This is a genomic window from Staphylococcus sp. 11007852 (genome assembly GCF_011394325.1).
GTDB lineage: Bacteria > Bacillota > Bacilli > Staphylococcales > Staphylococcaceae > Staphylococcus > Staphylococcus agnetis.
Genome location: NZ_JAANBJ010000007.1, coordinates 97,403 through 111,192, shown reverse-complemented (window position 1 = coordinate 111,192; position 13,790 = coordinate 97,403). Strand labels below are relative to the sequence as shown.

The 13,790-nt window shown below is 37.4% G+C and carries 10 protein-coding genes; all 10 read right to left on the bottom strand.

What is annotated here, in order from left to right; translation table 11 throughout:
• Window positions 1–6: 6 nt before the first annotated feature.
• Window positions 7–3,180, bottom strand: a complete 3,174-nt coding sequence (carB, locus tag G8Y85_RS01850) for a carbamoyl-phosphate synthase large subunit (protein WP_143564665.1) — start codon at window positions 3,178–3,180, stop codon at window positions 7–9.
• Window positions 3,180–4,274, bottom strand: coding sequence for a carbamoyl phosphate synthase small subunit (locus G8Y85_RS01845; protein ID WP_107401105.1), 1,095 nt, complete (start codon window positions 4,272–4,274; stop codon window positions 3,180–3,182). Before G8Y85_RS01845 ends, carB begins: the two co-directional genes overlap by 1 nt.
• On the bottom strand, window positions 4,274–5,548 hold the full coding sequence (locus tag G8Y85_RS01840) for a dihydroorotase (protein ID WP_060550864.1): 1,275 nt from the start codon (window positions 5,546–5,548) through the stop codon (window positions 4,274–4,276). Before G8Y85_RS01840 ends, G8Y85_RS01845 begins: the two co-directional genes overlap by 1 nt.
• Window positions 5,549–5,561: 13 nt before the next feature.
• Window positions 5,562–6,437, bottom strand: a complete 876-nt coding sequence (locus G8Y85_RS01835; protein ID WP_060550863.1) for an aspartate carbamoyltransferase catalytic subunit — start codon at window positions 6,435–6,437, stop codon at window positions 5,562–5,564.
• 23 nt (window positions 6,438–6,460) lie between these two features.
• Window positions 6,461–7,753: a uracil-xanthine permease family protein gene (locus G8Y85_RS01830; protein WP_165805355.1), complete on the bottom strand. Its 1,293-nt coding sequence runs from the start codon at window positions 7,751–7,753 to the stop codon at window positions 6,461–6,463.
• A gap of 163 nt (window positions 7,754–7,916) precedes the next feature.
• Window positions 7,917–8,441, bottom strand: coding sequence for a bifunctional pyr operon transcriptional regulator/uracil phosphoribosyltransferase PyrR (pyrR, locus tag G8Y85_RS01825; RefSeq protein WP_037564802.1), 525 nt, complete (start codon window positions 8,439–8,441; stop codon window positions 7,917–7,919).
• Window positions 8,442–8,730: 289 nt separating this feature from the next.
• Window positions 8,731–9,651 carry an RluA family pseudouridine synthase gene (locus tag G8Y85_RS01820; protein WP_165805354.1) on the bottom strand — a complete coding sequence of 307 codons (921 nt, stop codon included), beginning with the start codon at window positions 9,649–9,651 and terminating at the stop codon, window positions 8,731–8,733.
• A 9-nt stretch (window positions 9,652–9,660) separates the two neighbouring features.
• Window positions 9,661–10,140, bottom strand: coding sequence for a signal peptidase II (lspA, locus tag G8Y85_RS01815; RefSeq protein WP_037564804.1), 480 nt, complete (start codon window positions 10,138–10,140; stop codon window positions 9,661–9,663).
• A 121-nt stretch (window positions 10,141–10,261) separates the two neighbouring features.
• Entirely contained in the window at window positions 10,262–10,468 is a 207-nt protein-coding gene (locus G8Y85_RS01810; protein ID WP_037564806.1) for a hypothetical protein, read from the bottom strand.
• Window positions 10,469–10,915: 447 nt separating this feature from the next.
• A complete protein-coding gene (gene ileS / locus G8Y85_RS01805) occupies window positions 10,916–13,663 on the bottom strand; it encodes an isoleucine--tRNA ligase (protein WP_103346129.1) in 2,748 nt (915 codons plus the stop codon).
• Between the last annotated feature and the right edge of the window lie 127 nt (window positions 13,664–13,790).

Here is a 13,790-nt window from a genome sequence, read left to right as displayed (position 1 = left end):
CGCCCCCTACATGTTTCGCATTGAAAATGTCATACTTTCAATCACGTTTGTTAATGCATTTGCTGTGTCTAAAGATGTTAAACATGGCACCCCATTTTCAACAGATGTGCGTCTAATTTGGAATCCATCACGCTCTATCGTTTTACCTTTCGTCATTGTATTAATGACAAGTTGTACGTCGCCATCTTGAATCTTGTGAAGTAAATCGTCATGACCGCCTATTTTACCTACCGTTTCCACTTGAATACCATGGTCAGCTAGTATTTGAGCTGTCCCCTTCGTCGCAATGATTTTGTAACCTACTTCATTTAAACGTGTTGCGATTTTGACCATCTCTTGTTTATCTTTATCACTCACAGTTATTAAAACCGTTCCATAATCTTTGACTTCCATCCCAGCTGCTGTTAATCCTTTGAATAGTGCCTTTTCTAATGTAAGGTCACGTCCCATGACTTCACCTGTTGATTTCATTTCAGGTCCAAGTGTAATATCAACATTTTTTAATTTGTTAAAACTAAACACCGGTGCTTTCACAAATACGCCTTCTTTATATGGTTGAATCCCTTGCTTAAAGCCCATGTCTGTTAATTTTTCTCCCATAATTGCACGCATGGCAAGTTGCGCCATCTGTATTTCTGTTATTTTACTTAAAAATGGTACCGTACGACTCGAACGTGGGTTAACTTCTAACACGTATACCCCATCATGTGCTAACACGAACTGGATATTAATCAACCCGATAACATTTAAGCCTTTCGCAAGCTTAACTGTGTATGCTTCTAAAGTATCGATGTCTTCTTGGCTTAATGTTTGTGGTGGATACACTGCGATTGAATCTCCTGAATGTACCCCTGCTCGTTCGATATGTTCCATGATGCCAGGAATAATCACCGTTTCACCATCACAAATCGCATCGACTTCGATTTCTTTACCAGTGAGATAACGATCGACTAATACTGGATGTTCTGGACTTGCTTTAACCGCTTCATTCATATAATTTTCAAGCTCAGCGTCATTATATACAATTTCCATCGCACGTCCCCCTAAGACATAGGATGGGCGTACAACAACGGGATAACCGATGTCTCGTGCATTATCCAGTGCTTCTGTTGCTGATGTTGCTGTTTTTCCTTTAGGTTGAGGGACATTAATTTGATTTAATAATGCCTCAAATTCTTTTCGGTCTTCCGCACGGTTTAAATCTTCAAGCGTCGTTCCTAGGATGTGAACACCATGTTTAACAAGTTTATCTGCAAGATTAATCGCAGTTTGTCCACCAAATTGAACAACGACCCCTTTAGGCTGTTCTAGGTTAATGATGTTCATCACATCTTCTTCAGTGAGTGGTTCAAAATACAATTTATCTGAGATAGAGAAGTCAGTTGATACGGTTTCAGGGTTGTTATTGACAATGATTGCTTCGTAACCTGCATTTTGAATCGCCCATACGGCATGAACCGTCGCATAATCAAATTCAACCCCTTGCCCAATCCGAATTGGACCTGAGCCTAAGACGATAATTTTTTCTTTATCGCTGACGATAGACTCATTTTCCTCTTCATAAGTGCCATAAAAGTAAGGTGTTGCAGATTCAAATTCAGCTGCACACGTATCTACCATTTTGTATACTGGGTAGATGTTGTGTTGTTGTCTTAATTGATAAACTTCTTGCTCTGTCATTTCAAAACGATGCGCAATCACACGATCGCTAAATCCGAAGCGTTTCGCAAATTTCAGGTAATCAATATCCCCTTTATTTGCTTTTAATGCGTGTTCCATGTCGATAATGTTTTTAAATTTATTTAAGAAGAAGTAGTCGATTTTTGTCATCTCATGAATCTCTTCTAAAGAAGTCCCACGTCGAATTGCTTCACCGATAAAGAATAAACGTTCGTCATCTTGTGCTTGAATGCGCGCTTTAATGTAATCTAAGTCAAAGGATTCTCCATTTGGCAACCCTAAATGGTGTACGCCATACTCCAAAGAGCGAATTGCTTTAAGCAATGATTCTTCATACGTACGACCAATCGACATCACTTCACCAGTTGCTTTCATTTGCGTACCTAATTCGCGTTCACCTTTCTCAAATTTATCAAATGGAAATCGCGGAATTTTAGAAACAACATAGTCCAAAGCAGGTTCAAATGCAGCATACGATGTGCCAGTAACAGGGTTTTTCATTTCATCTAAAGTTAGACCGATCGCAATTTTGGCAGCCAATTTAGCTATAGGATAACCCGTAGCTTTTGAGGCCAATGCCGATGAACGTGACACGCGTGGGTTCACTTCAATGATGTAGTATTTCATCGAGTGAGGATCTAGCGCAAGTTGGACGTTACATCCCCCTTCAATACCTAAAGCACGGATGACTTTTAACGAGACGTCACGCAACATTTGATATTCAACATCGGATAATGTTTGACTCGGTGCTACGACAACTGAATCCCCTGTATGGATACCAACAGGATCAATGTTTTCCATATTACATACGACAATCGCATTATCATTTTTGTCGCGCATCACTTCATACTCAATCTCTTTATATCCAGCTATTGATTTTTCAATTAAACATTGTGTAGCCGGACTGTATTTTAATCCGTTAGACACAACTTCTTTGAGCTCATCATCATTGTGGCAAATACCACCACCTGTACCGCCCATCGTAAAAGCTGGTCTTACGATTAATGGATAACCTACTTGTTCCTTAAATTGAAAGGCTTGTTCTAACGTATTGACAATATCACTTTCAGGTACAGGAACATCTAATTCATTCATTAAAGTACGAAAACGTTCACGGTCTTCAGCGCGTTCTATTGAATCGAGTTCTGTCCCAAGTAACTTCACATTATTGGAAGCGAGTACGCCACTATTGTGAAGTTCAATCGCCATATTCAAACCTGTTTGTCCACCTAAAGTTGGCAATAATGCGTCAGGTTGTTCTTTACGAATGATGCGTGCGATAAAATCATGCGTAAGTGGTTCAATATAAACTTTATCGGCAATTTCTTTATCAGTCATAATCGTCGCTGGATTCGAATTGACTAAAATAACACGGTACCCTTCTTCTTTTAGAGCCAGACACGCCTGAGTTCCGGCATAATCAAATTCTGCTGCTTGCCCAATAATGATTGGTCCTGAACCAATGACTAAGATGGATTGAATATCATTTCTTTTTGGCATTATGAACGCACCCCTTCTTTTTGATGGTCTAGCATTAACGTGATAAATTGATCAAATAAATAGTTAGAATCTGTAGGACCTGGACATGCTTCAGGATGGTACTGCACTGAAAATGCTGGCGCTGTCTTATGACGTAATCCTTCCACAGTACCATCATTTAGCGCAATATGGGTCACTTCTAAATCGGTAGCTTTAATCGATGCAGCATCAATCGCATATCCATGGTTTTGACTCGTCAACGCGATTTTTCCAGTGCGTAAATCTTTAACAGGATGATTGGCACCACGATGTCCAAATTTCATTTTGAAAGATGTTGCACCTTGAGAGAGTGCAAACAGTTGATGTCCTAAGCAAATGCCAAAAAATGGAATTTTCCCTAGTATGCCTTGAATCATCTCAATCGCAACATGTACATCTTCAGGATCTCCAGGCCCATTTGATAGCATGACACCATCAGGAGACATGTTTAAAATCGCTTCTGCACTTGTATCATAAGGGACAACCGTGACTTCACATCCGCGAGCATTGAGTTCACGCACAATATTTTGTTTTTTACCAAAGTCTACAAGGACAACATGTAAGTTGAATCCCGTAGAGACATATGGTGTTTTCGTTGAAACTGTTGGCACTTCAGTACGTGGAAATTCAATTGTTTTTAATGTTTGTATCGTCGTATCTATGTCATTTTTATGATTAACAAATGCAGCTTTAAGTACGCCATGTTGACGAATTTTTTTCGTAATACTGCGTGTATCTACACCGCTGATTCCTGGAATATTGAATGTTTTTAATACTTCATCTAAAGATTTTTGAGCACGGAAATTACTAGGTGTTGAACATGCTTCTTTAACTACAACACCATTAAGTGTCGGTACTAACGATTCAAAATCCTCACGATTAATGCCGTAATTTCCAATTAATGGATACGTAAATGTTATGATTTGACCTGTATAAGAAGGATCAGAAATCGTTTCTTGATAGCCTGTCATCGCTGTATTGAAAACAATTTCCCCTCTTGTTAATGCATCAGAACCTAATTTAAAACCTGTATATACCGTTCCATCTTCAAGTACCAGATAACGTTTCTCAAACATTATTTTTCCCCCTTATAACGAATCTCTCCATCAACCATCGTGAATAAAGTTTTACCATACACACGCTCTCCTAAAAATGGTGTGTTAGAAGATTTAGATAAAAAGTCTTCCGCTTTAATGTCATATGCTACATCTAAATCAATGAGTGTTAAGTCTGCAGGCGCGCCTTCTTCAAGTTTGCCAAACGGTAAGTCAAATAATTTAGCAGGTTTAATTGTGATATAGTCTACTAATTGTTGTAATGACCATTTCCCTGTTTTAACAAAGTGTGTATATAGAAGTGGGAAAGCCGTTTCACTTCCTACAATTCCAAAAGGTGCACGCGTCATCGGTTGATCTTTTTCATCAGCAGCATGCGGTGCATGATCAGTCGCAATGATGTCAATTGTGCCATCTAATAAACCATCAATCAGTGCTTGGCGATCTTCGGTACTTCTTAGAGGCGGATTCATTTTATAAATGGCGTTATCTCCAGGCACATCGTCTTCTGATAATAATAAATGATGTGGTGTAACTTCAGCTGTCACTGGTATACCTGCTTTTTTGGCATCGCGTATCACGCGTACACTTTCTTTAGTTGATACGTGACAGACGTGATAATGGCAACCTGTTGCTTCACTTAAGAGTACATCACGTGCAATTTGTACTGCCTCACAAATGCTAGGAATTCCAGGAATACCCAATGCTTTACTACGTTCACCCTCATGCATCGCGCCACCATAAATCAAACTATTATCTTCACAATGTGCGACAATGGCTTTATTCACAGCTTGTGCTTGTTGCATCGCTTCATACATTTTAGCCGCTTCTTGAACACCGACACCATCATCTGTAAATGCAAATGTCCCTTCATTGGCTAACGCCTTAAAATCAACATGCGTTTTACCTGCCTGACGCTCTGTAATGGCCGCATAAGGTAATACACGTACGTGGGCATTTTCATCAATTAAGTGATGTAACCTTTGCATATGTTCTACTGAATCTGGAACAGGTTTTGTGTTTGGCATAGGACAAATTGTCGTAAATCCACCACGCGCTGCAGCAAGTGTGCCTGTCTCAATTGTTTCTTTATGCTCACCACCTGGCTCTCTTAAATGCACATGCACATCAATAAAACCAGCTGATAAGAAATGCCCCTGAGCGTCAATCTGGTCCATTTCAGCTTGAGGTTCAATTTTATCTGCGATGGCTTTAATTTTTCCTGCTTCAACTAATACATCAACACGTTTTAATGTCCCTGCTTCTAACATCTTTGCATTTTGAATTAAGATCATTTCAATCTCTCCCTTATCGAATCGTTTCCGTTAATACGGCCATTCTTAAATACACACCGTTTTGCATTTGCTTAAAAATTCTAGACTTTGGCGCTTCTACTAACGCATCAGCAATCTCTACATTGCGATTAACTGGCGCGGGATGCATTATAATAGCATCCTCTTTTAACCTGTTGTATCGTGCTTCATTCAAGCCGTATTGCGCGTGATATGCTTTTGCATCAAACGTGATGTCGCCTTCATCATGACGTTCATGTTGTACACGGAGCAACATGACAATATCGACCTTATCAATCACATCATCTAAATCTACATACGTTCCTCCCATCGTCTCATCTTGCCAAATGTCAGGACTTGAAAACACAACGTTTGCCCCTAAAGCTGTTAAACTTTGATAATTACTACGTGCAACCCGTGAGTTTTTAATGTCACCACAAATGACGATATTAAGCGCTTCAAAACGTCCAAACGCTTCGTAAATCGTCATTAAATCCAGTAAGCTTTGCGTCGGATGTTGTCCACTACCATCACCAGCGTTAATAATCGGTATACCCATATGTAACAATTCGTCATAATAGTTGTTCTCATGATGACGGATAACGAGCGCGTCACACCCTATACTTTGTAACGTTCGACATGTATCATATAGGGATTCTCCTTTTTGCACAGATGACGTCGCTATTTCAAAATTGATTTGTTTCATCTCTAGACGATGTTCTGCCATTTCAAAACTGCATTTTGTACGTGTTGAATTCTCGAAAAACAAATTAGCAATATATTTCCCTTTTAAACTTGGTCTGACTTCTCCATGTTTATATTGTGAAGCGACTTCTATAAGGTGTTTAATGTCTTCAGTTGATAACTTTTCCATTGAAACTAAATGTTGCATCATATGTCCTCCTTTGAATGTGTCTAACGTTTTGGTAGTAAGAGATTTAAAACGATTCCTGCTGTTGCTGATAATGCCATACCTTCGATTGTCAACTTAACACCTAAATCTGATAAGTTAAGCATCATATTACCAATACCAATCACTAAAATGACTGACGCAATGACTAAATTTCGGTTTTGCGCAAAATCCACCTGACTTTCAACAATCATTCGTAAGCCACTCGCTGCAATTGTTCCGAAAAGCAGAATGGATACACCACCCATAACAGGTGTTGGGATAGATGAAATCAATGCTGTAAATTTTCCAACAAATCCAAGCATGATGGCAATCACAGCAGCCCCTGCGATTACATAAATGCTATAGATTTTTGTAATTGCTAGTACCCCAATGTTTTCACCATACGTCGTACTTGGTGGTCCACCAATGATGCTCGAAAACATTGTGGACACCCCGTCACCGATGATTGACCGATGTAAACCTGGATCTTCAAAGAAATTACGACCTACTATTTTGTTAATCACCATTTGATGCCCAATATGCTCACTTACAGTGACGAATACAATGGGTAACATCACTGCTATTAAGCCGAGGTGTATAGAAGGTTGATAATCTGCAAACGGTATGTAAATATCCGGAAATTGTAACCATGCTGCGTCTTGAACTTTGCTAAAATCCACTATGCCGAAAATAATTGCTGCAATGTAGCCAACAATGATACCGATAAGCACCGGGATAAGTGAGAAAAATCCTTTTGCAAAGCCTTGTACAATCAATGTGACAAATAATGTAATTGCTGCTACAGCGACATACGTTAAGTTATATCCTTTCATATCCCCTGAGTTTTCAAACATTGCCATATTCACTGCAGTAGGTGCAAGACTTAATCCAATAACCATAATGACAGGACCGACAACGACAGGTGGTAAGATGTTCATGAGCCAGTTCGTACCGCTTAATTTAATAGCAATACCGATAATGACATACATGACCCCACTCATAAATAAAGCAACTAACATATCGCCTAAACTATTTGTACTCAAACCAGTAATGATGGGTGTGATAAAGGCAAAGCTTGATCCTAAATACGCGGGTATTTTCCCTTTAGTAATTAAGATATAAAGGAGCGTTCCCACCCCCGATGCGAGTAACGCCGAGGATACTGGTAGCCCTGTTAAGAAAGGCACGAGTACTGTCGCACCAAACATCGCAAATAAATGCTGTATGCTTAAAAAAGCCCATTGTGCTGGTTTTGGTTTTTTATGTACATCTAAAACGGGTTGTACTGTACGTTTAAACATTTCTTCATTTTGCATTTTGATATCTCCTTTTATAAAAAAAAATCTCTTAACTTTATTCAGTTAAGAGACATGGGTAATCAAAATGATATAGTGATGCCGATGAAGGTGTAGCTACATGCATCCTATGAATCATTTTGAGGGTACCTTTGTCAGTCTCTCGTACTGAATTAAAAGGTGGTTATTGAATTATGACGGCGTTACGATCATCTACTTCGGACAAGAACACTTCAACAGATTCTTCATGTGATGTCGGTATATTTTTACCTACAAAATCTGCGCGGATGGGTAACTCTCGGTGACCACGATCCACGAGTGTTGCGAGACCTATTTTTTTGGGACGTCGATGTAATAAAATAGCATCTAATGATGCACGTACTGTGCGTCCAGTGTACAGTACATCGTCAACAATAATGACGATACGATCATTTAAATCTATATCTATGTCGAAAGATTGCGCTAACGCCACATCGCGCATTTCGACATCATCACGAAATTGGGTAATGTCAATTGTTCCCGTTGGTACAGAAACATTTTCTATTTGTTGTATCTTTTGTTGGATACGCTTTGCCAAAAATTCACCACGTGTCTTAATCCCTAACAAAGCCAAATTTTCAGAACCCTTATTATATTCCAGAATTTCATGTGCAATGCGTGTCAATGTACGGTTAATTGCTGATTCATCTAAAATAATACGTTCTGCCATTGTTCACATTCCTTTCGAAAGGCATGATTGATTTGATTTCATATTAATGAGCTATGATTGAGACATAAAAAAACTCATGTCTGTAATAAGACATGAGTGAATATGTTAAAGTAACGACTCATTTTATTTTGCTTCACAGAACAAAACAAAACGCGCCTACATTAATGTATACGTTTCATGTCTTTCAAGCCTCACGGGACTCATATTTAAAGACTTCATTTATTTACTGTAAACCATCATAACGTTTTTAGACGCAATTGTCAAAGTGAGAATCGTAACATTTTACGTTTTAAGTTACATCTTCTTGACGTATTTCTTCAATAAGTGCTTCAAACGCTTCAGGAAGCGGTGCACTACGTTCAATATACTCACCTGTACGTGGGTGTGTAAATCCAATTAACCCAGCATGCAACGCTTGTCCACCAATATCTCGTGTTTTTTTCGGTCCATACTTTGGATCCCCAACAAGTGGAAAACCAATATATTTCATGTGCACACGAATTTGGTGTGTGCGTCCAGTTTCAAGCTGACATTCTACCAGTGTATAACTTTTAAAGTTTTCGATCACATTAAAATGCGTAATGGCTTCTTTACCATTATCAACCACATCCATGGATTGACGATCATTCTGATTACGACCAATGGGAGCCTCGATAGTACCGAATTCATGTGGGATGTGACCATGAACAAGTGCGGTATATTTTCGCGTCACGGTTTTCGCCATTAATTGCTCAACAAGGTGACGGTGTGCCACATCATTTTTTGCAACCATTAATAATCCTGACGTATCCTTATCGATACGATGCACAATGCCCGGGCGAATTTCGCCATTAATTCCAGATAAATCTTTTATTTGATACATTAATCCGTTGACTAAAGTACCGGAGTAATGACCCGCAGATGGATGCACAACCATGCCTTTGGGTTTGTATACAATCGCGACATCTTCATCTTCATAATAAATGTCTAAATTTAAATTTTCTGGTTTAATATCCGCTTCAATGAGTTCTGCTTCTGTCACTTCAATGCTATCATTCAATTTCACTTTATAATTTGATTTTACAACTTTATCGTTTACCTTAACTTGACCTTCCTTAATCCAATCCTGAATTTGACTGCGAGACCACTCTTGATTGAATTGAGGTAATACTTTATCAATACGTTGTAACGCTAAAGATGCATCTTCAATTTTAAATTCATGTTTTTGCATGGTACTCACCTATCCTTTTTCACGTTGTGTCGAAAATACCAACACGATAATTAGTAAAATAACGCCGATTGTTAAGCTCGAATCTGCAATATTAAAAATCGGAAAATCATATCCAAAAATCTTCGTATCGATAAAATCTACAACTTCACCATTCAATACACGATCTATAAAATTTCCTAAAGCTCCAGCAATTAATAAACTAATTGAAAATTGCATGAGTAAGTGACCTTGCGCTTCTTTAACATAGAAATAAATGAGTGCGATTAAAATAACGACCGTTATGATATAGAAAAATGGCATATGGCCACTTAGAATACCCCAAGCAGCACCATTGTTGCGATGTGATGTTATCGCTAAAACATTTGGTATAACAGTAAACGATTCCCCAACTGTCATTTGTGCGACTATTAGCCATTTTGTCAATTGGTCAGCAATTAAGACTATAATTACTGTGAAGATGGATAAACCTAAAAAGTATTTTTTCTTCATCGTTTAAAATCCTTTCTACTTACATTCCATCATTATACCATGAAAATGTCATTTCCAATCATATACTTTAATTGTAATCACTTATTCTTGAATATGATTGCATTTATAAACACACTTACCATTATCTTCTCGATTTTTTAATATATAATAACATTGCCATTAATACTCCAAATGCATAACCTAAAACTGTTGTAACTAAAACGTCTAGAAAATTTGAAAATCCTAACATATTACCATAATAAATTTGATTAAATGTTAAGTGTTTCACCGTTTCCGCTAAAAATACGACCATAGCAAATATCAGTCCGCAAATAAAATATTTCCCCATTGTGTCACTCCCTTAATATAAAACCATTATTTAAAGATTTTGATAGTTGACGTTGATTAACGATAAAAGCGTAACACAAATAGAGACTAAAAATACTAAATAATATATTATATTACATTAATTTTACCTTAAATTTTATGTAGACATAATTCTAAAGTGTATTTACGTTTCTTTTTACATAAAAGCACACGTATATCAACCGCATTGTATCACCGCTTTCATATCACTAGGCATAACCTCTTTTGTTAAGCAAATTGGCAATGATGATGACATAAACGCACTCATATTAATCATTTAGATGTCAATACATATTAAAATAAGCATTTTTTTGAATACAGTGTGGAATGAAATAAAGCCCCCAAATTCATAACGAGATGAACTTGGAGGCAAAACACCAAACTAAATTTTATTAACATTGAAAGTATAGGTTTATATCTCACGCATGTATTATTTTAATGTTTTAACAACTTCTTGACAGCGCGGACATAATGCAGTCATTTCACCTACTGATCCTAAATCATTTGAATAGTTCCAACAACGCGCACATTGCTCTCCTTCAGCATGTTCAATCGCGATGTTCGCATATTGGTAATCTTGACCATTCGGTGACTCAACAACTTCTACTTGTGACACAATAAAGAGTTGATGTAAATCTTCAAATTGACTTAAGAATGACGTTGTGTCAAATGAAGTACTATTTCCAATCTTCACTTTCGCTTGTAATGATTTACCGATGATTTTTTCATTACGTGCTTGTTCTAATGCACGGTTAACATCATCACGTAAACTCATAAATGTCGTCCATTTTTCGATTAATTCACGATCAACATCTTGACGCTCAGGTAAATTTGATAAATGAACACTTTCTTCTGGTTGCTGTTCAATATAAGACCATACTTCATCAGCAGTATGTGGAATGATTGGTGCTAATAGTTTCGTTAAATCAATCAAGATTTCATAAAGTACCGTTTGCATACTACGGCGTTTATGCGCATCTTTAGCTTCGATATATAAAATATCTTTACCATAATCTAAATAGAAGTTACTAAGTTCTACATTGATGAAGTTTTGAACTTCTTGATAGATATCAAGATAATCAAAGTGATCAAAATGATCTAACGTGCTGTTTTTAAATTCTCTAAAACGATGTAATACGTAACGATCAACTTCTAATAAACGGTCTTCTGAAATGCTATCTGTATTTGGATTGTAATCACTCACATTACCAAGTAAGAAGCGTAACGTGTTACGAATTTTACGATATACATCAGCCACTTGTTTTAAAATCTCTTCAGAAATACGTACGTCTGCTAAATAATCCACAGATGATACCCATAAACGTGCTATGTCAGCACCTTTTTGTTTAACAATGGTATCTGGAACGATGACATTACCTAAAGATTTACTCATTTTTTTACCTTCACCGTCCATAACAAAACCGTGAGATAACAACATCTTATAAGGTGAAATACCTCGTGTTGCTACAGAAGTCGTAATTGAAGAGTTAAACCAACCACGATATTGGTCACTACCTTCTAAATACATATCTGCTGGATAACTTAACTCAGGGCGTCCTTCTAACACACCACGATGTGATGAACCAGAGTCAAACCACACGTCCATAATGTCTTCTTCTTTCGTGAATACACCATTTGGACTACCTTCATGAGTAAACCCTTCTGGTAATAAGTCTTTTGCATCACGCTCAAACCAAATATTAGAGCCGTGTTTTTCAAATAAATCTGCAACATGATTTACTGTCTCTTTAGTCATAATCGTGTCACCATTTTCAGCATAGAAAACTGGAAGCGGAACGCCCCAAACACGTTGACGCGAAATGACCCATTCACCACGGTCACGAATCATGTTGTAAATACGCGTCTTACCCCAATCTACTTTAAACATTGTGTGATCAATTGCATCTAAAATATCTTCACGTACTTTTGAAATTGAGGCAAACCATTGTGGTGTTGCACGGAAAATAACAGGTTTTTTCGTACGCCAATCATGCGGGTAACTATGTGTAATGAAGTTTAATTTGAGTAATGCACCTTTTTCAGTTAACAATTCTGTAATGTCTTTATTTGCTTTATCATAGAACATGCCCGCAAATTGACCTGCTTCTTCAGTAAACACACCTTTATCATCAACTGGACTAATCACATCCAAACCATATTTCTGACCTACGATATAGTCATCTTCACCATGACCAGGTGCTGTATGGACACAACCTGTACCAGCGTCTGTCGTAACATGTGTACCATTGATAACAAGTGACACGCGGTCAATAAATGGATGTGCTGTTTCAACGTACTCTAGCTCAGAACCTTTAAATTCTTTTTCACGAACAACCGTTTCTTTATTCCATTCTAATGCTTCTGCAACGTTGTCGACTAATGCTTCTGCAATGACATATTTTTCACCATCGACATTCATTTGTACATAAGTCAATTCTGGATGTACAGAAATTGCAACATTGGCAGGTAAAGTCCAAGGCGTCGTTGTCCAAATAATAAACTTGGCATCTTCATCTACAGTGCCTTTTGCATCTTTAACTTCAAAAGCAACATAAATAGACGCTGAACGTTTATCGTGATATTCAATTTCAGCTTCAGCTAATGATGACTCACTTGATGGCGACCAATATACCGGTTTTTTACCTTTATAAATTAATCCTCTGTCAGCCATTTCACCAAACAAACGAATTTGAGCAGCTTCATATTCAGGTTTAAGTGTAATATATGGATTATTAAAGTCACCATTCACACCTAGACGTTTAAAATCTTTTTTCTGCAATTCGATTTGTTCTAATGCAAATGCTTCACATTTTTTTCTGAAGTCTGCTGTAGACATTTCTTTACGTTTAACACCTTTTTTCGTTAAGGCTTGTTCGATTGGTAAACCATGAGTATCCCAACCTGGAACAAAAGGTGTATAAAACCCTTGCATCGTTTTGTAACGTACAATAAAATCTTTTAAAATTTTATTTAACGCATGTCCCATATGTAAATTACCATTTGCATATGGTGGTCCATCATGCAAAATGAAAGGTGTATTCCCCTCATTTTTCTTTAACATTTTGTCATAAAGTTGTTTTTCTTCCCATTCTGCTTGGATTTGCGGTTCTTTATTTGGTAATCCACCACGCATAGGAAATTTCGTTTTAGGCATTAACAACGTCTCTTTATAATCCATCATTCATACACTCCTTTAAATATAAAAAGAACTCTAAGCTCAATTAAAGGGACGACTTATGCCGCGGTACCACCCTCATTAACTCAGCTTAGAGTTCTCTTATAATAAATATATTCATCAACAATGT